The following is an 18,921-nucleotide window of genomic DNA, read 5'->3' as shown; positions in this document are numbered from 1 at the left end:
CGCCCCCTGTCAGACTCCTCCGTCGACGACCATCGAAGTCGGGAAGCCACCATGAGGCTTCGCAATGAACGCTAGGCGCGCTTTGCGGAGTGGCCACGTCTTATCTCGCCACCAGTAAAACTCCAGATGCGATCTGCCCTGCGCGCGGATTTCCGACTCGATATCGCGGCTCTCACGTGAACCCGGGACAGCAAGAAAAGTTCCCGTCACGATGCAACGGGTGCTGCCCCTTACAGTGGCCTCGGTGTCGAAGACGGCGTCGCTGATGCAAACGCCCATGAAATCCCTGCTGCGCTGGCCTTTAGGGGTCTCAATGATGAGATCACCAGACGTGCGGTCAAAGTAGATTTTCACTCGGCTGCCGATCTCAGGTGGCTGACGAGAGACGTGCGGTATATCCATTTTCTACTCCTCTGGAGACTGCGTTGGCACCTGTGGGACGGTCGCAAACACACCCGGGGAGCTGTCTTGCACCGCCGGTAGGTCGAAACGCGGATCAGTGAGATCGAGCGCGCCAGACCGCATCAGAGGCTTCTCGAGCCGATCGAATATCCATTTATCTGCCTGTGACGTGAGCGCCATATGCGGTTTTCTCATGATGGCGCGCCGCGGATTGAGATTGCCGCCACTGCCGGCGTTCAGATTGCGTTGAGTTGGCGCAAAAGAATCCGGACCAAGTTCGATCATCATATCGACCATGGACACGTCTGCCGAAAGAGGTCCGTTAATGACACATTGGCCCGAGCGATGCCTGAAACCACTCCCTAAGTGCGACGATGTCAGCTCTTGTTTCTAACCCAATAGCGCAGGCAAAGTGATAGGCATCTCCGGCAAGCTCCCCGGAAAAAGGCGCTATCAGCAAGCCCGCAGCAAGCGCATCCGCTACCAGAACCCGGCTGGCTATGACCACGCCTTGTCCCGCGATAGCCGCCTGGACGGCTAGCATGCTATCGGGAAAGCGGGGTCCGACACTGGTGTCGACGTCGGCCACACCGGCCTGCGCGCACCAGCGCAACCAGTCTGGTTCCGGCGAGGGCCGGTTTCGTCCGTCGATATGAATCAGTATAGCGCGCCGCAGATCATCAGGGTGGGACAGACCGAGCCGTGCGCTACAAACGGGTGTCATCACGTCACGGCAAAGGTAGGTACTGACCACGCCGGGGAAGGGACCACGCCCGTAACGTATTGCAGTCTCGACACCACCCGCCCGCAAGTCCTCGACGGAGTTCGACGTATGCAGCCGGAGATCGATCATCGGAACAGCCTGGCGGAGCGTGTCCATCCGCGGCACCAGCCAGTGGCTGAGAAAAGCAGTGGTGGATGAGAGGGTGACTGTCGTCGGGGTCGTATCTGCCAGCAGTCGCGTGACTGCTCTTTCGATTTCGCCGAAACCAGAGGCCGTCGCCTCGTACAGGGTCTTGCCCTGCGGCGTTAACGTCACCGCTCTCGGCGACCGGTCCAGGACGCGCAGGCCCATATGGGCTTCGAGTTGCTTGATCTGATGGCTGATGGCCGTCGGCGTCACCGAGAGTTCTTCAGCCGCCGCCTTGAAACTCGCCCGCCGTGCAGCGGCTTCGAAAGCGCGAAGGGCGGACAATGGCGGCAAGCGAGAGCGACTCATGCTGAATCCAGTTCACCTTGAAGCTGAGTAATTTGACTTTTTCTATTTGTATAAGCGGCTGTACAGTGCTGATCGTCAAACCCTATCAAAATAAACTCATTCAAGGCAGCAGGGAAAATGGTCGAACTGGTCGCAGGTCTCATTGATGTCTTCGCAGACGCGCCATTGACCGGCAATCCGCTCGCGGTGGTGCAGGACGCCGACGACCTTACCGATGATGTGATGCGGCGGATCGCCGGTGAATTCAATCAGGCCGAGACCACCTTCATACTTCGGAGCGCACGTGCCGATTGGAAACTGCGGTCGTTCACCGCAAGCGGTGCGGAAGTGTTCGGTGCGGGCCACAACGCACTCGGTGCGTGGCTCTGGCTAGGAGAACATGGGAATCTCGGTTCGCTGACGACCGCCCGGACCTTTCAGCAGGAGATCGGTCAGGATGTTCTGCCGATCGAGCTCGAATTGATCGGCGGTCGCGTCCACGGCCGCATGCGCCAGGCGCCGCTGCGCTTGTCGGACCCGCTCAGTGATGTCGCGCCTCTCGCCGACGCCCTTGGCCTCGGTCTGGGCGACATTCTGTCAGAACCGCCGCCACGTCCCGCTGACACCGGCGCGGCTCATCTGATGGTGCGCGTTCGCAATGCCGGCACGGTTGACGAGGCGCGACCCGATGCCGGCAAGCTCCTCGCCGTTCTGAGAAAGACGGCGGCGGAAGGCTGCTATGTCTATGCGTTCGATGCCGAAGCACCGAACACTGCCTACGCCCGGTTCTTCAATCCAACCGTTGGCCTGTGGGAAGATTCTGCGACCGGAACCGCCGCTGGCCCTCTGGCGGCGTATCTTGCAGCCACGGGAAACCTCAGGAACAACGAATTGGTGATCGAACAAGGTACCAAGATGGGCCGCCGCAGCATTCTGCATATCCGGCTGAAGCCCGAACCGGAACTCTCCGGGACAGGCATTGTCGTGTTGAGAGGCGTGATCCGGCTTTAATGCTTGCACCCGGTCCTAGCGCCCGTACCGATCCTTCAAACTCCAGCAAGCCGGCGCTGTGACGTCTCCTGGTTCTGGGGCGACGACTTTATCGTGCTGCCGCCCTTTATGCGAGCCAACGGCGCTCTCTTCCTCGAACACGTGATGCCAATTCTTTAGGATCGCGGCATTTTCCATAACGACTGTACCGGCGGCGCCGACGCGAGACTTTTGCCCTGCCGCTCCCCAAAGCCAGTACGTGATGGCCCGCAGCAAAAAATCTGCATTTGAACAACTTAGAAAACTCACTTTGCTTCCTCGTGCCCATAAAAGAGAACAACATTTCATGACTTTATACATAGATTTTATAGACTGGCAGGCTCAGGCTCGTTTTAAGTCCATACCGTAAGGCACGCGGAAAACGAGGTTCACCCTACAATTGCGACGAGGAGGTTGGATGACAGCCAACGGTCTGTCCATTCTGGTGCGTTCAATTCGAGAGACGCCCTTCTCCTCGGCTCTCATTTCCTGGACGCCAAACGCAACGTCGTGGCAGCCGGGAGGGCGGAGGGATCGTGAGTAAGCAAGCTGTCTCTACCACCATTGGTCATTCAGTTCCGTCGTATCGCCCGTTCGCGCTCCTCTCCGCGTTCGCCGTTCGAGTGGGGCCGCTTGTGGTGCTCGTCACCGTTTGGCAGGTGGCATGTGATTTTGGAGCCGTGCGACCCGTGTTGCTGCCGGCCCCATCAACCATCGTTCGCACCATATGGAACATGACATTGAGTGGGGAGCTTGCCGAGCATGTGGCGGTAAGCAGCGCCCGTGTGCTCCAAGGATTCGGCATCGCCGCTGTGCTCGCCCTCGCGCTTGGCATCGTTATGGGGCTCATCGGGCCGTTGAACCGGCTGGCTGATCTAATGGTGCAGGTGTTAAAACCCATCCCGCCTATTGCCTGGATCCCGCTGTCCATCCTGTGGTTCGGTATTGGGGAGGAGGCCAAAATTTTCATCATCGTCCTCGGCGCCTTTTTTCCCATTTTAGTAAGCACTCTTGACGCTGTCCATCAGACTGATGTCCGCTATGTGGAACTAGCTCGGGTGCTGGAAGTGCCACGGCTCAACTTCATCCGTCAGGTGATGATCCCCGGCGCCCTGCCGCAGATCATGTCGGGGCTCAGGCTCGGCATCACCATGTCTTGGATGTGTGTTGTGGCAGCCGAGCTGATCGCAGCATCGAGTGGCATCGGATTCCTCATCATGGACGGCCGCGTAATGTCGAATGCCAGCGTTGTGCTTGCGGGAATGATTACCCTCGGCGTCCTTGGCAAGCTGACCGACGATGCCTTACGCTTCGCTGAGCGACGTCTGGTGCGCTGGCGCGCCGGCTTCAGCGGGTTATGAGGGGTGATATGACCGCTGCCGCATTCCCTACAACACCCCCCGCCGCTACCGATCATACGCTGCTGGTCCAGGGCGTCTCCAAAAGCTTCAGTCGGCCTGACGGGTCGGAAGTGCGTGCTCTGGACCATGTGGATCTCGTTGTACGGGACGGCAGCGTCACCTGCATCATCGGTGCAAGCGGCTGCGGCAAGAGTACCCTGTTGCGCATCGTCGCTGGCTTGGAACCACAGTTCGGCGGGACGGTGCTGCTGGGCGGTCGGCCGCTGAAGGGACCGGGCCTCGACCGAGGCATCGTGTTCCAGGACCACCGCCTCGTTCCCTGGATGACGGTGGAGGCGAACATCGCCTTCAGTCTCCACCGTTTGCCCAAGGCGGAGCAGCGGCGAGTCGTGACTGAGAAGTTGAAGCTGGTGGGCCTTGAAGGATTTGGGCGGTCCTATCCGCACCAACTGTCCGGTGGTATGGCGCAGCGCGTCGCCATCGCGCGCGCGCTTGCGCACCAGCCGGAGTTGCTGCTGCTGGACGAGCCCTTCGGTGCGCTCGATGCGCTGACCCGCCTCCAGATGCAGGACGAGGTGCTGCGCATCCGCCATACTGACAATCTGACCACCGTGCTCATCACACATGACATCGAGGAGGCCATCTATCTCGCAGACGAGATCGTGGTGTTCTCTGATCGTCCCGGCCGTGTACGTGCGCGGTTTACCGTGGAGCTGCCCCATCCGCGCGACCGCGGCGATCCCGCCTTCGCCCGTCTGCGCCATGAGTTGCATGCCCAGTTTTTCCACCACCGCAATTAGCTCATTTTGAAAGAAAGTCGTCCAAGATGCTAAAAAACATTGCCAAAACTGCCACTGCCTTGGTCGCCGCCGCACTTCTCTGGTCCGGTTCCGCTGCAGCGGAGACCGTAAACATTGGATTCATGCCGTTCGTGCCTTATTCCGCCATCCTGCTGGCCAAACAAAAAGGTTGGGTAGATGAGGAGTTTACCAAGGCCGGCTTGAAGGACGTGGAGGTAAAGTGGCACCAGTTCGCGGGCGGTCCGCCGGTGAACGAGGCCTTCGCCTCGGGCGCTCTCGACATTGCCGCGCTGGGCGACACGCCCTCCCTCATCGCCTTCGCCAATGGCATCGATACTCGCTTTGTAGGCCTCGCCTGCAAGGGGGCCAAGGCTGAGGCGCTGGTAGTGCTCAAGGACAGTTCGGTGAAGACAGTGAAAGACTTGAAGGGCAAGAAGGTCGCCACCCTGCGCGGCGGCAATGTACATGAGCTGCTGGTGCTGGTGCTGGCCGAGGCCGGCCTGAAGATTTCCGACGTGGAGTTTCTCAATCTTGGCCTGCAGGACATGGGCATCGCCCTTACCAAGGGCGACGTCGATGCCGTCCTGGTGTGGGAACCGCTACTTACCAAATTGGACAGCGAGGGTGTCTCGCGTACCCTGCGAGACGGCGCCGGCCTGAAGAGTAACCTCAACCCGATAGTCGCCTTAGGCAGCTTCGCCGCCAAGCATCCGGATGTGCTGAAGGCATATTTGCAGGCGGTAAAGCGCGGGGCCGAGGCATTGCGCTCTGATCCGGCCGGTTCAGCCCAGGTCCTCGCGCCGGTAGTGGGCCTGACGCCAAAGCAGACTGAGCTCGCCTTCTCCCGTTTCGAGTGGAAACCGACCGTAACCGAGGCGGATCAGGCAGAGCTGGCGGATTCCGTGAAGTTCCTCCTGGACAACCACTTCATCAGGCAAACCTTCGAAGTATCCAACTTCGCGGATCAGGCCTTTTTCAATTTCTAACGCGAGGCAGAGGATGCCCGAGAAAATCAGGTCAAATGCGTTTCTTATGAATACCACCGGTCACCTCGTTCCGAGGCTTTGGCGGCATCCGGAGGATCAGACCCGGAACTATTGCGATCTTGATTTTTCGACCAAAAACGCACGTTCACGCGACTTGGGTCTGGTCAGCAATACGAACACGCGTTCAGCGAAATGAGAAGGGTATGTTGATGGGCGTTCGCCAAGTATTCGGTCTTGGGCTGATGATATCAGACCCAATCACTACGGCAGATCTTGTTACGGTCGCCCGAACGGCTGAAAAGGCTGGGTTCACGACACTGACTATCGGGGGCAGGGAAACCATCCTGGATCCAACAACAATCCTGGCCGCGCTGGCGGCCAGGACCGAGCAGATCGGGCTGGTTGCGGCGGTGAACGTCGATACGGCTCTGCCTTATGATTTTGCACGCCGTCTGGCGTCTCTTGATCACCTCTCGAGTGGACGGGCAGGCTGGAAGCCATATTCGACTGCCGATGAGCCTGACGAAGCCCGGATCGCGGAGTTCGTGCATGCCGTCAGCCACCTCCTGGATAGCTGGGATGACGATGCCGCCGTTTACGACAAGGAGAGTGGAATTTATGTCGACATCAGCAAGGTTCATCGGCTCGATCACATCGGGGAATATTATAGGGTAGCTGGCCCGCTCGATATACCACGCGCCCCTCAAGGTCGACCGGTCCTGGTTCGAGAGGTCCTCGCTGCCGATCTTGCCGAAGGCGCATGGCCCACGGCGGACATCATTGAAATCGTTCCGGTCCCCGGTCAGAGCACGAACAAGCCCCTCGCACCTCGTGCCGAGGGAAATACCACCCTCCTAAGTATCGTTGCAGACACTGGCGATCTCGCGTCGATGCATGCACTGCTCAACGATGGGGACGTTGATGGAGCGACTGTCCGTGTAGCGCCACGGATCGATGCCGTCGCGCGGGCGGCGAGAGATATTGGGTTATGGTCAAAGCCGCGCGGAAGCAATTTGCGTGACACGCTTGGGTTATCCCGTCCGGAAAGCCTGTTTGCCCTTAGAAGAAATGGAGTTTCCGCATGACCAGCCGTCCTCTCGCTCTTCTGGTCAATCCCCTGCTGTGCGGCCACCACGAGGCAGCCTGGCGGACGGAACGCGCACAGCCCGAGCGGATTCACAGTCTCGATTACTTCCAGCAACTCGCCCGGACTGCCGAACGTGGACGATTCGACGCCGTGTTCATGGCCGACTTTTTCATCTTCAATCCTGCGGTCATGTACAGCCCGCGTTGGGAAGTCGAACCCGTCACGCTCTTGTCTGCGGTCGCTCAAGCAACCGAGAATCTCGGTTTCATCGCCACGGGCTCGGCGATCTTCTCCGATCCGGTTGAGGTCGCCCGGGTCTTTTCGACCTTCGACCATGCCACTGGAGGCCGCGCTGCCTGGAACATCGTGACCTCGGGCGAGCCGGCGGCCGGTGCCAACTACGGCCTCGATAAGCCGATCCCCCATGCCGAGCGCTATGAATTGGGCGCGCGCAACACAGAACAGGTGCTCGCATACTGGGACGGCGCACCGGTCCCCGACGATGTTGCACCGATTGCCCGTCCGGTCCAGGGCCGCCCGGTTCTGGTGCAGGCCGGGTCTTCCGCCACGGGGCGAGATTTCGCGGCCCGTTTCGCCGAACTGGTGTTTAGCGCCCAATGGAATTTCGAAGCTGGCAGGGACTTCAGAAATGACCTTAGGCGCCGCGCCGTGACGCATGGCCGAAACCCCGATGATGTGCGTCTTATCCTGGGCCTCAGCTTTGTCATCGGCTCCACCGAGGCAGAGGCCCGCAGCAAGAAGAAGGCGCTTGACGACTTGATCCTGCCCCACGCCTCACATGGCTGGTTACAGAGTTTCGGTATCGACCTGACCGCGTTCGATTTCGACGAGCCCCTGCCGCGGACACTCGGGAACATCGATCTGTATGAGGGCATCAAGAGCCGCTTTTCGGTCATTTCATCCCTGGTTGACAGCACATCGCCACTAACCATCCGGCAACTGGCCAGCGCCTTGGCCGGAAGCCGCGGCCATCATCTTGTTATCGGCACGCCGGAACAAATCGCTGATGCGGCAGAAACCTGGTTTGTGGGAGGGGCGACGGACGGATTTATGGTGATGCCCCATGAATTGCCTGCGGAATTCGAGTTGTTTGTGGACGAGGTCATCCCGATCCTGCGTCGTCGAGGCCTCGTGGATCGCGATTATCGTGGACATACGCTTCGCGAGAACCTTGGGCTGCCCATCAGCCCGCCCGCGCCGTCATGGGCATTCCAGACATGAATATCGAACAGGGTTCCACCGGACAGCGGCGGCACAATTCCGAGCATGTTCGGGATACGCACGTCTTTAAAGACCTGTCAGTCGATTACGGACTTGCAAGCGGCGTGCAGGGCTCGCGTTCGCATCCCATGATGGTGGGCCTGTCATGACATATCCTTCGCAAATCCCCAACATCTCGACGCTGTTTGACCTTTCCGGTCGGAGGGCCGTCATCACGGGCGGCGCTCGGGGGATCGGGCGCGCTATCGCTGACGGCTTCTTAGAAGTGGGAGCTGATGTCGTCTGCATCGACCGTGGATGGGAAAGCTCTGACCTCCCGGCCGATAACCGGCAGATTGTCACGGCCGATCTTAGCGACCGTAGCGACCTGAAGCGCGGATTCGATGAAGCTGTGGAGCGACTGGGGGGCCAGATCGATGTCCTTGTCAACAACGCAGGCATCTGGGACGACACGCCGTCGCTCGATATGGAGCTTGAGATGTGGGACAGGATCATCGAGGTCAATCTGACTGCGGCCTTCGCGCTGAGCAGGCATGCAGCCAGGCTGATGCTTCCCCGAGGCCGCGGACGAATAATAAACATTGGCTCCATCCGCAGTCTGAGGGGAGGCCACAATGCGGCTGCCTATGCAGCCAGCAAGGGAGGGATCGCCTTGCTCACTCAGACCTTGTCGAATGAATGGGCACCTTCAGGACTAAGGGTCAATGCCATAGCGCCCGGCGCTATGGTCACCGCCCTGACTGAAAAGCTGCGCCACGATCCTGAAGTGGTCACCCGCTTCATCGAGCGCATCCCTGCCAGAAGATGGGGATCGCCCGCCGATGTGGCGGGCCTGGCGATCTTCCTGGCCAGCGACGCCTCCGATTATGTCACTGGTGCAATCATCCCCTGCGACGGGGGGTTCCTTGCCGGTTAATCGAGCGAAACACGTTTTTCTGGAAAAGCAGAGACCGGACCAAAGGAAAACAGGAACTGATGAAGTGGTCTCAATCCACGCAGCGCTGGCTCGTTCGAGGCGAAACGGTTCAACAGGAACGCCGGTAAAGTTTCATTCTCAACACGTGGGAAGAAAATCTTGAAGCAAGTAGAAGCTGATGAATTCGATTTCATCGTCGTCGGAGGAGGATCCGCTGGCGCTGCCGTCGCTGCAAGATTGGCTGAGCGTGCGGACTTGCGGGTTCTGCTCCTGGAAGCTGGTCGACAGCAGTCCGGCATCCGGTTCCGGCTGCCGATATTGACTCCGTTCGCGCTTGCGAAAGAGGATGCAGTCTGGAACTTCACGACATTGCCTGAACCCGGCCTCAATGGCAGGGAACTTGTCTGGCCGCGCGGCAGGGGACTTGGGGGTTCCTCTCTCATCAATGGCATGCTCTGGGTACGGGGAGACCCGGTGGAGTATGACCTCTGGGCTGCCTCAGGCTGTACCGGCTGGTCTTATGGCGATCTGCTGGATTTCTTCAAGCGCAGCGAAACATACATTCCCGGTGATCCGGCGAGCAGAGGGCAGCGCGGGGCTGTGACGGTTACCAGGCACCGTCCAGCAGATCCTCTCTCTGATGCCTTCCTGAAGGCTTGCGGTAACATGCAGGTATCACAGCAGGATGATTACAATGCGGGTATTTCGGAAGGCGCAGGCTATCTCCAGTTCAACCAGCGCCGGGGATTGCGTCATGGCACAGACCGTGCCTATCTCTCGCCCGCCAGCAGGTGTGCTAACCTGACCATTCGCGAAGGCGCTGTTGCAAACCGCATCCTCTTCGAAGGGAAGAGAGCGATCGGGGTGGAGTATCGCGCGGCTGATGGCCTGAGATGTGCCATCGCACGGCGGGAGGTCGTTCTATCCTGCGGCACCGTCCAATCCCCGAAGCTGCTTGAGCTTTCGGGTATAGGGGACGGTGAGGTGCTTGGCCGGGCAGGTATCGTGCCACTGGTGCACCTCCCGGGCGTCGGAGAAAATCTGCGCGATCACCTTAATGTGCGCGTCGGATTTCGTACCCGTTTCCGCGGCACCCTGAATGATGTCCAACACAGCTACGTCTGGAAGGTACGCGCCATGCTTTGCTGGCTTGCGCGAGGCGGCGGTCCCCTATCTACCATAGGGGCGACAGCCCATGCATTTGTGAGAACCCGGTCGGACCTCGAACGGGCGGACGTGAAAATCCAGATGCTGCATTTCAGTGCACCCCACAATACCGGAAATATCAGCGGACGTCTGGATGAGTTTCCCGGCTTCAGCATCTCGACGTTCGTCCTGAGGCCGAATTCGACGGGTTCCAGCCACATCCGGTCGGGCGCCGCCGCGGAGCCGCCGGCGATCGTTGCGAACTACCTTTCACACGAGGAGGATCTCCGCTCGATGCTCGGTGCCTTTCGATTCATCAACAGAATTGCCTCGGATTCGGTCTTTGATGATCTTATGGTCTCACGGGACAACGACCTCGCGGGTCTGCAGAGCGATCAGGACATCCTGGAATGGGCAAAAACAACCGGTCTGACGTCCTACCATCCCATCGGAACGTGCAAGATGGGTACGGATTCCGCAAGCGTCGTCGATCCGAGACTGAGAGTGATCGGTGTTGACGGACTGAGAGTCGTTGATGCGTCCGTCATGCCGACAATGCCATCCTCCAACACGCACGGACCCACCGTCATGATTGGGGAGAAGGGGGCGGCAATGATCCTGGAGGATAGTTTGTCGTGATAGTCGTTCGACATTGACAGGTTCAGCGTCTGTGGGTGCCGCCCAAATTCAGAAGGAGAATATTTTGATCCGAGACCTGGACCTGGTTCGCAATGACTTTTCTGTTTGATTAGGGATGATTGGTAACGTTCTGCCTAATTTCCTGCAATGCGTGTTAGCCATGCATCCAGGAGGCGTGCGATCGTCTCGGGTTGCTCTTCTTGTACGAAATGGATCCCAGCGCCTGCTGCTTCTATTTCCAAATTACGGATGGTAACCTGACTCCACTTCAATATGGCATCGGTGAGTAGAAAACCAGGTTTGAATGTCAGCAGTAGCTTGGGAGTATCGCTCGTATTGAGCCAGTTTACCGCCTGTTCCAGGAATGCCACAGTGCTTGCTGGCTCGCCATCCACAGGAAGATTGCGTGGTCCTGCGAGTATCGCCTTGCGCGAGTGCGGCGTCGGAAACGGCGTTTGGTATTGCCTTAGGTCCTCCGGCGCCAAAGGGGTAAGGAAAAACCAGGGGAAAAGCTCAGTCAGGAAGCGGTTTTCCTGCTGAACGAAGATTTCACCTTCGCCCGGTTGGCGCAGCTTCGCCCGGCGGGTGACGAATTCCGGTGACAGATCCACCGAATCAATGTTCCGTAACACTGGCTCGAAAAAGGCCACGGCTCGGACGCGGTCTGGATTCCGGCTGGCCCAGTTTAGTCCAAACGCTGCGCCATAATCCTGCAGAACCAGCGTCACATTCCTTAGGTCGAGGGCGTCGAACCAAGCGTCAACGTAACGCTGCTGATTCTCCAATGTGTATTCGATATCAGGCTTGCTAGATTGGCCGTACCCGATCAGATCGACGGCCAATAGCCGACCGTGTCCATGGAGACGGCGGAATATGTGGCGCCACAGATAGGAACTCGTGGGATTGCCGTGGAGAAAGACGATTGGCGCACCTGAACCATGTTCAACCGTGTGGATTTGCAGGCCGAATGCCGGCACATCATACGCTTTCGCGCCGTCACCAAAGGCGGAATGTGGTGATTTCTCAGTCATGTGACGGTGTTCCTTCAAGCCGAAACGAAGAACTGAGGGTCGGGAAGCACGTTCAATGCTATGGTCAAACGATTGCCGTAGGAGAAGAAAGCAGAGACTTCCAGCACCTCCAGAATCGCGGGTTCGCTGAAGCCAATTGCTCGGAGCCGGGCGAAGTCGTCACTGCCCACACTATGGGGCGTAGTGGCCAGCTTCTGCGCCAAATCGGCCAGCGCTCGCTCGCGTGGTGCCAACGTCACATCATTATGGTTTCGAGCAATCCGGTCCGCCAACACACGATCTCCAAGGGCGGCTGCCAACGCCGGGCGGTGGTTGAACACGCAATAGCTGCAGCCTGTCGCTACAGACGTCACGACTGCGATCAACTCACGCTCGGATGCGCTGAGATGGCTGTTGCTCTGGTCGAACAGGTGCTCATAGAAGGCCATAATACGCAGAGCGGTACCCGGATTGGCAGACAGCGCCGTCAGGAAATTCGGGACAAAACCGAACTTCTTTCGAATCCTCATATGGATGTCGCGCAATTTCTGGGGCAGTTCGTCCTCTGTCGGAACGCGAAGACGCGAAATGGGCTCTTCCAACTGCCCGGTCGATACGGGAGATGAAGTGACGGAATGGGGCGCTGTTGCCTGGCTCATAATGGAAAGTCTCCCGATTGTGGGGTTGAAGTCGAGATCGCTGTTAAAATCCCTTTGCGGCGACTACGTCCCCGATCGCCACGATGCGTCGAGTAGCAATGAGTCCGCCACGCCAACGAATCTTGCAAAGATCGCCATGTCATTCGGCGGCTTGCGCTGCCGGAGGAAAGACGCCGAGATGGATCTGGCCAATGAGGTCGTGGGTCGCGTCGCTGTTCGGCGGATGGAAGGGGCCGGAACGGACGTCGCGCGTCAGCCGCTCCAGTTCGTTTCGACGGAGCAACGAGCTAGCGCCGGCAACCTTGCTGGCGCGATCAACGATCCGGAGTGCCCCATCGACAGCGTGCTGTTTGGCGCCAAGCAATTTGGTTGGCCAGAGTAGCCCGTGATCCACGCCCTCGGTCCATTCCGCCGCTACGCGGCTGAGAAAAGCCCAAATACTATCGAGTTCTATAGAAGCCTTGGCGATTTCGACCTGTGTTTGCGGATGATGGGCATAGGTCCGACCGGAGAGTGCCGGAGAAACGCGGGATTTAGCCGTTTCCACCGCGATGTCGAACGCGCGATTGGCAATGCCGTAGTACACAGCACCGATCGGAAGAACAGCCGAAGCAATGATGCCGTCAACAAAAGGATCGTTCGGCGGGCCGGCTGGAAGCACGCGCGTTACATAAGGTTTTGCCGCGATCACTCCCTCCAGGATTGTATCATCACTCCGCGTCGCGCGCACGCCATGCGAATCCCAGGTTTCTCGTGTGTGGTGCCCGGGATCCTGCCGGCGAATAAAAGCATGGACAATTTTTGGTGTGGCTGGATCGCTTGCATCGAGTGCATGGATTCCGAGCCAGTCCCAGACGGGTGAAAGAGAGGTAAAAATCTTCCGTCCGTGAAAGCGGTAGCCACCGTCGGCGAGTGGTTCGGCCACCACGTTGGAGCCTGCGAGGCCAAGATCGTTGCCTGGCTCGCCATGGCCGGCTGCAAAGATCCGACCCGCTGCCGCCTCTTCGAGGATCCAGTCGGTTGAGTGATCGCCACGGCGCCAGAGATAAGCAGCAGTACCGATCCAATAGAGGTGCATGTTGATTGCCAGTGCCGTGGCGGGTGCATGATAAGAAAGCCGCGCCTGTTCGGCCAGTACCTGTGACAGGGTCAGCCCCCGGCCCCCGAATTCCACCGGCAGTGCTGCCTGTAGGTACCCGACTGCTTTGAGATCGGCGAGATCCTCAAAAAAGAAGCGGTTTTCCCGGTCATAATCCGCAGCGCGACTTTGAAAAGTGTGAAGCAAGACTTCATCAAGGAGATGTTGGCCTGCCTCCAATTTTGTATCAAGGGAATAAGTGCCCATACTGATCCTTTAGTCCTCCTTGAGTCTTAAACGGACTATTGGAAAATCGGTTATTATGAGAAGAATTTATCATCCGGAAGGATCCCCAAAGATATAGTGACCCTGTTGGTGTGATTGAACCAGGAAGCTGTTTCAACAGCCTCCAATAATTCTTCATCGGAAAGCTCAAGATCCCTGAGCTTCTCGAAGTCGGCTTGCGAGATAGTTTTGGGGCTTAGAGTCACCTTGACCGCCAAATCAGCTAAAGCCCGCTGTCGCTTTGACAAGTCGGCGAGATGGTAGTCGAGCGCGACCCGACGAGCAAAACCCGGATCATTGAGCAGGTCGCCAAAGGCGCGCGTGTGATGAATCTCGCAAACGCCACATCCGTTCGTCGCTGAGACAACCACGGCGATTAACTCGCGATCCTGTAGCGGCAACCGCCTGCCCGTCGCCGCGAACAGATGCTCGAAATGACCGGTGAAGCGGCGAGCTGTGTCAGGATTGAGCGAAAGCGCCCGAACCCAGTTCTCATGGTGGTGACGATCAACTAAAGCCTGAATATCTTCAGGCAGTTCGGATTCGTCCGGAATGCGCAAACGGGAAATCCGCTGGCTCCGAGCCAGCCCGTCGATCGTTGTCATGCCATTCTCCGTCGATATTGAGGGGGCGACTGAATAAACGGAAGTCAGTTCTCTATTAATATTGTCTATTAAAAATATAGACGAACTAGACGAATCTAATTTCGCACGCGTGGGGAGAAAAACTTTCTCATCGCCGTTGCTTGGGGCACTGTGTCGTCATTTCACGATGTCTTGAAGGCTGACGCGGTCGATCGTCGTGAGCACGGCAATCACAATAACAACGCCCTTGACGATTTCCTGGGTGAACGTGCTGACGCCAGAAACGTTCAGGCCGTTGCTCAGGATAGTGATAAGCGCGACCCCGAGCAGGGTGCGCTGTGCGCCGCCGACCCCGCCTGTAAGTGCCGTGCCGCCAACGACGATTGCAGCGACTGTGTCGAGAAGATACCCGTCCCCGATTGAGGGGGTAGCGGAACCCAAACGCGACAACAGAAAGAACCCACCGATCGCAGCGAGTGTGCTTGAAAGCACAAACGCATAGGTCTTGTAGCGGTTGATAGCGATGCCGCTCAGTTTCGCGACACGCTCGCCAGCCCCTATCGCGACGATGTACCGGCCGAACCGGGTATGGGACGTTGTCAGGCTCAGCACGAGCCAAAGCAGCAGCGAAAGGAGAAGGACGTTGGGCACCCGCGGGATTATCTGCCCGTTGGCGAGCATCGAAAAGTCGTCGTCGTTGACGAACAGGGCAGTGCCATCAAGCACGTGCAGCATGATGCCCGTAAAGATGGAACTGGACGCAAGAGTTGCAATGAACGACGGCAGCCGCAGGACTGTCGAAAGAACGGAATTGAGCAGGCCGGCAGCGATGCCGAAACCGAGCACGGCGAGGAGGGCCGTTGTGTAACCCGTGCCAAATTTCTGCAGGAGAACGGCGCTGATCGCGGAGGCGAGCGCTGCGACAGCAGCAACGGAGAGGTCGATGCTGCCCATTAGCACGATGAAGGTCGCGCCGAGCGAGATCAAGAGCAGTGGCCCGGCCTGGGCTCCCATGACCGTCAGGTTGAGCGGCGACAAGAATGCGGGCTGCTGGAAAGCGAAGTAGCCAATAAGAATGAGAAGCGCCGATGCTGGCAGCCAGGTCGCCCGGTGTTCGCGCGAAACGATGGCCGTTGCAACACGCGCCTTCCAGGTTTCTATTTTGCCGGTTGCCTGCGGAACTTCAATTTCACTAATCTGCTTCGGGATCATAGGAATCTCTTCAAGGCGCAACAATCGGCGTCTTCTCGTTCGAGGCGGGACCAATCATATCGGCGACAAGGGCGTGCTCGGTCGTGAGCGTTTGGCGGTTGTCGATATCGCTGACGATCCGACCATCTCGCATGATCAGTATCCGGTCGCTGAGCGAGATCAGCTCCGGGAGATCATCTGTAACGTAAAGGATCGAGGTGCCATGAGCGGTAAGATCTCGCAAAAGCGCGTAGATTTCACGCTTGGCTCCCACATCCACGCCAGCGGTTGGATTCTCTATCAGAAGCAGCACCGGCTCGCGATGGATCCAGCGCGCCAATGATACCTTCTGCTGATTGCCACCGCTCAGTGTACGCAGGGGTTGACCTGAAACGGCCTTGATCCGCAGGGACACGATCATCTGTCTGGCGACATTTTGCTCACGAGCAGAACGCCAGATGCCGAATGCGTTGGAAAAACCGCGAGCGCCGGCATGACCGCTCGGCAGAGAAATGTTCGATGCGACATCCGCGGTCACGACTACCGCTTCGTTCGACCGATCACCGGGAATGAATGCGATGCCCCTTTGTTTCCGCTGGGCGATAGATCCTGCAAGCGGCATGCCCCCAAGCTCGACCGTGCCGTCCCGATGGGAGGTTACGCCCGCCAGAACGCGCAGAAGTTGCCCCTTGCCCGATCCCAGAAGACCGCCGATACCGACGATCTCGCCCTTTCCGACGTTGAAGGAAATGTCGGTGAGGTGCGTTAAGCGTTGCCCTGCCGACGGTCGGCTGGAACGTGAAAGCCCCTTGACGACAAGAAAGGGCTCTTCATTGAGCGTCGACCTCTTGCCCGGCGTCGTGCTTTCGAAAGCCCGGCCGACCATCAACCGGTGCAATCCGGCCTCATCGAACTGAGAAATCGGCCCTTCTCCGACGATCGCACCATCCTTCAGGACGATCAGCCGATCGCAGACGTCGAAAACTTCCTGCAGGCGATGCGAAACGAAGGCCACGCCCGCGCCTTGCCTGCGAAGCCTGCCCATGCTTTCCAGAAGCCGGACCACCTCGGCACGGCTAAGCCCGGTTGTCGGCTCGTCGAAGAGTACGAAACCGGAGGGCAACCCCAGCACTTTCGGTAACAGAATTGCCCGACAGACCTCCAGCGATTGCCGGGTGGCGAAGTCGTAGTTCAGCATCAGGTGCTTGACGTCGACCGCGATACCCATGGAACGCACGAGGTCGCGGGCAATATCAATCATCTTCGCCTTATTCAGCACCCCAAAGCGCGTGAAACGCTTTTCATGGCCGAGGAAAAGGCTCTCATAGACAGGCAGGGCCCCGATCAGCGCGGGATCCTGAAAGATCCGCCAGATCCCGCGCTGATTGGCCTCGTAATAATTTTCCAGGGCGACCGGCGTGCCGCCGATCGCTACGGTTCCTCTGGATGGTTTCAATGTACCGGAAAGCACGTTAAGAAGCGTCGACTTGCCAGCTCCATTTTCCCCAACGATACCGACAACCTCTCCCGACCGGATCGCGAGGTTTATATCGCGAAGGGCGGGCGAAGGACCAAAGGAATGGGTGAGGCTCTCGACGCTCAGAATGGACATTCTCAGGCCTTGATGCCCTTGAAGCTGAAGTCGTCCAGCTTGAGTTTGTAGGCGCTCTCGTAGCGCTTCGTGACAGCGTCGAACTCGCCCGTTTCGATAGACTTGGCATAGTCTGCCTGAGGTCGGTAATCTGCAGGCTTCTCGATGCCGGTGGCAGTGAAGTAGTCGTCGTACCTGATCGGGGCGAGCGGCGCCTGAGGGTCCCATTTGTCGCCGCTGATGACATGCGACAGCAGCTTCGGATCGAAGGGCAGGTTCGGATTGTCCACGTAGCGCGCCAGAACACCATCAACATTGTCTTTGGTGACGAGAAGCCCATTGAACCCCACGAACCTTTCCGGGGCGGACGCCTCATAGCCGTTCAGAGCATCGAAGAGCCGGGCGACAGCCTGGACACCGTAATAGGCCGGAGACTGGAACGCGGTGGCCGCGACTTTTCCGGCCTTGATTGCCCTGAAGATATCGGTTGCGCCATCCGCTCCAACCGTGAGCACTTCCTCACCGGCCTCGATCTTGAGACCGCGCAGCGCTGCCAGAACCCCGGTCAGCGATCCATCATTCTGGGCGATAATGCCGTTGGGCACGCCGTGGCGGGCGATGAGGTCCTCGGTCGCTTTCTGCCCTTCCTCGGCGCTCCAATTGCCTGGCAGACTTCCGGCGATCGTTACACCGGGAAATTCGGCAAGCGCACGCTTCACGGCCGCCGTGCGCAGATTGTCGTAGGATGAACCCTTCGAACCGGTGATATGCAGGAATTTGGCGTCCGGCCCGAACTTCTTCACCGCCAGGCCAATGGTGTATTTGACGGCTTCATACATATTACCGCCGCGATTTCCGTCCTCACGCGCAACGATTGCCTGCGCAAAGCCGGTTCCGGCGTCAATCGGAGATGTCCAGGGAATGTTGTTGCCGACATTGACCACATAGCCGCCGCCCTCTTGCGCTGTCCGGGCAATCCGCTTCAGACTGCTCCCGTCGGCGCTGACGATGAGGAAGAGTTTTGCACCTGCCGCAGCGGCGGACTGCGCCTGCGTAACGGCCGTGCCATCGTTGAGGTTGAACGTCGTCGAACTATAGGGAAGGCCGAGAACAGCTGCGGCCCGCTTTGCCGCATCGTTGATGATGGTGTTCCATTCATTGCTCAGCAGCAAAAGCTGATGCAGCGGAGCGGATTTAAAACTCTGAGCGCGTGCTTCCCAGCTGGGCAGAAATCCACTTCCCGCCACGGCAAGACCCGCCCCTGCCTGGAGCAGACGGCGGCGAGAAAGCGAGCTTGATAAGGGTGAAGAAGTTACTTTAGATGAAGTCATTTGAAGGATCCTTTCATAGGGTGAATTGGCTTATGCGGTTTGAGGTAGAGGCAATTGGGCAGTTCTACTGGGGTAGTTGCCTTGGCGTTTTCACAGCCGCGGCCGCCGCCAGTTGAAGTCCTGGCGAGCTCCTTATTCATAAAATCCGTCCGTGGATTTGATCAGGCTCGCAAACTGCTCCCGGTCGTGACCGAAGAGGACTTTGAGAGAACGGGATTCGGCGTATTTCCTGATATAGCTGACCGTCCGATCGTAACCGATCGTATCGTGGAGAACGCCGGCTCGGCGGGCCGGAGGACCATAATTTGTGGCGGTGTAACAAGCGTCTGAAACGAGCAGAAACCCGGGCCGCTTCTCAAGCTCCACGGCAATACCCAACATCCCGG

The 18,921-nt window shown here is 58.4% G+C and carries 19 protein-coding genes and 1 pseudogene; 9 read left to right on the top strand and 11 right to left on the bottom strand.

Annotated elements, in window-relative coordinates; genetic code table 11:
* Positions 1–9 precede the first annotated feature (9 nt).
* Genes RRU01S_RS17970 through RRU01S_RS17960 form a run of 3 tightly spaced genes read right to left on the bottom strand, consistent with a single transcriptional unit; the run spans position 10 to position 1,621 of the window.
* Positions 10–402, bottom strand: a complete 393-nt coding sequence (locus tag RRU01S_RS17970; RefSeq protein ID WP_045231685.1) for a hypothetical protein — start codon at positions 400–402, stop codon at positions 10–12.
* Positions 403–405: 3 nt separating this feature from the next.
* Positions 406–699: a hypothetical protein gene (locus RRU01S_RS17965; protein ID WP_045231684.1), complete on the bottom strand. Its 294-nt coding sequence runs from the start codon at positions 697–699 to the stop codon at positions 406–408.
* 25 nt (positions 700–724) lie between these two features.
* Positions 725–1,621: a LysR substrate-binding domain-containing protein gene (locus tag RRU01S_RS17960; protein ID WP_045023424.1), complete on the bottom strand. Its 897-nt coding sequence runs from the start codon at positions 1,619–1,621 to the stop codon at positions 725–727.
* A 117-nt stretch (positions 1,622–1,738) separates the two neighbouring features.
* Between RRU01S_RS17960 and RRU01S_RS17955 the strand changes: the two genes are divergently transcribed.
* The 9 genes from RRU01S_RS17955 to RRU01S_RS17910 all read left to right on the top strand — a co-directional run bounded on the left by RRU01S_RS17955 (position 1,739) and on the right by RRU01S_RS17910 (position 10,806).
* Positions 1,739–2,611 (top strand): PhzF family phenazine biosynthesis protein, encoded by an 873-nt coding sequence (locus RRU01S_RS17955; protein WP_045231683.1) that lies wholly within the window; start codon positions 1,739–1,741, stop codon positions 2,609–2,611.
* 554 nt (positions 2,612–3,165) lie between these two features.
* Positions 3,166–3,990 (top strand): ABC transporter permease, encoded by an 825-nt coding sequence (locus tag RRU01S_RS17945; RefSeq protein WP_233278968.1) that lies wholly within the window; start codon positions 3,166–3,168, stop codon positions 3,988–3,990.
* Positions 3,987–4,790, top strand: coding sequence for an ABC transporter ATP-binding protein (locus RRU01S_RS17940; RefSeq protein WP_080803206.1), 804 nt, complete (start codon positions 3,987–3,989; stop codon positions 4,788–4,790). The genes RRU01S_RS17945 and RRU01S_RS17940 overlap by 4 nt, the downstream gene beginning before the upstream one ends.
* 26 nt (positions 4,791–4,816) lie before the next feature.
* Positions 4,817–5,776, top strand: coding sequence for an aliphatic sulfonate ABC transporter substrate-binding protein (locus RRU01S_RS17935; RefSeq protein WP_045231682.1), 960 nt, complete (start codon positions 4,817–4,819; stop codon positions 5,774–5,776).
* Positions 5,777–5,985: 209 nt separating this feature from the next.
* A complete protein-coding gene (locus RRU01S_RS17925) occupies positions 5,986–6,861 on the top strand; it encodes an LLM class flavin-dependent oxidoreductase (RefSeq protein ID WP_080803237.1) in 876 nt (291 codons plus the stop codon).
* Positions 6,858–8,105 (top strand): LLM class flavin-dependent oxidoreductase, encoded by a 1,248-nt coding sequence (locus RRU01S_RS17920; protein ID WP_045231679.1) that lies wholly within the window; start codon positions 6,858–6,860, stop codon positions 8,103–8,105. Before RRU01S_RS17925 ends, RRU01S_RS17920 begins: the two co-directional genes overlap by 4 nt.
* Positions 8,102–8,254, top strand: coding sequence for a hypothetical protein (locus tag RRU01S_RS26225; protein WP_154965369.1), 153 nt, complete (start codon positions 8,102–8,104; stop codon positions 8,252–8,254). The genes RRU01S_RS17920 and RRU01S_RS26225 overlap by 4 nt, the downstream gene beginning before the upstream one ends.
* Complete coding sequence (locus RRU01S_RS17915; RefSeq protein WP_012654998.1) at positions 8,251–9,021, top strand: SDR family NAD(P)-dependent oxidoreductase; 771 nt, start codon at positions 8,251–8,253, stop codon at positions 9,019–9,021. Before RRU01S_RS26225 ends, RRU01S_RS17915 begins: the two co-directional genes overlap by 4 nt.
* A 159-nt stretch (positions 9,022–9,180) precedes the next feature.
* Entirely contained in the window at positions 9,181–10,806 is a 1,626-nt protein-coding gene (locus RRU01S_RS17910) for a GMC family oxidoreductase (protein WP_010974855.1), read from the top strand.
* 134 nt (positions 10,807–10,940) lie between these two features.
* Here the strand turns inward: RRU01S_RS17910 and RRU01S_RS17905 are convergent, their stop codons facing one another.
* The 8 genes and pseudogenes from RRU01S_RS17905 to aiiB all read right to left on the bottom strand — a co-directional run.
* On the bottom strand, positions 10,941–11,837 hold the full coding sequence (locus RRU01S_RS17905; protein WP_049783284.1) for a haloalkane dehalogenase: 897 nt from the start codon (positions 11,835–11,837) through the stop codon (positions 10,941–10,943).
* Between the two features lie 14 nt (positions 11,838–11,851).
* Positions 11,852–12,475, bottom strand: a complete 624-nt coding sequence (locus RRU01S_RS17900; RefSeq protein WP_052816127.1) for a peroxidase-related enzyme — start codon at positions 12,473–12,475, stop codon at positions 11,852–11,854.
* Positions 12,476–12,614: 139 nt separating this feature from the next.
* Positions 12,615–13,820, bottom strand: a complete 1,206-nt coding sequence (locus RRU01S_RS17895; protein ID WP_010974857.1) for an acyl-CoA dehydrogenase family protein — start codon at positions 13,818–13,820, stop codon at positions 12,615–12,617.
* Positions 13,821–13,873: 53 nt separating this feature from the next.
* Positions 13,874–14,443, bottom strand: coding sequence for a peroxidase-related enzyme (locus RRU01S_RS17890; RefSeq protein WP_010974858.1), 570 nt, complete (start codon positions 14,441–14,443; stop codon positions 13,874–13,876).
* 156 nt (positions 14,444–14,599) lie between these two features.
* Positions 14,600–15,634, bottom strand: a complete 1,035-nt coding sequence (locus RRU01S_RS17885) for an ABC transporter permease (RefSeq protein WP_010974859.1) — start codon at positions 15,632–15,634, stop codon at positions 14,600–14,602.
* A gap of 10 nt (positions 15,635–15,644) precedes the next feature.
* A complete protein-coding gene (locus tag RRU01S_RS17880) occupies positions 15,645–17,225 on the bottom strand; it encodes a sugar ABC transporter ATP-binding protein (RefSeq protein WP_233278969.1) in 1,581 nt (526 codons plus the stop codon).
* A 2-nt stretch (positions 17,226–17,227) separates the two neighbouring features.
* Complete coding sequence (locus RRU01S_RS17875) at positions 17,228–18,535, bottom strand: sugar ABC transporter substrate-binding protein (protein WP_045023428.1); 1,308 nt, start codon at positions 18,533–18,535, stop codon at positions 17,228–17,230.
* A 132-nt stretch (positions 18,536–18,667) separates the two neighbouring features.
* A pseudogene (gene aiiB / locus RRU01S_RS17870) lies at positions 18,668–18,921 on the bottom strand (quorum-quenching N-acyl homoserine lactonase AiiB); the annotation flags it as partial.

It is taken from the genome of Agrobacterium rubi TR3 = NBRC 13261 (assembly GCF_000739935.1).
In the GTDB taxonomy this organism is placed as follows: Bacteria; Pseudomonadota; Alphaproteobacteria; order Rhizobiales; family Rhizobiaceae; genus Agrobacterium; species Agrobacterium rubi.
This window is presented reverse-complemented; position numbering and strand designations above follow the sequence as displayed.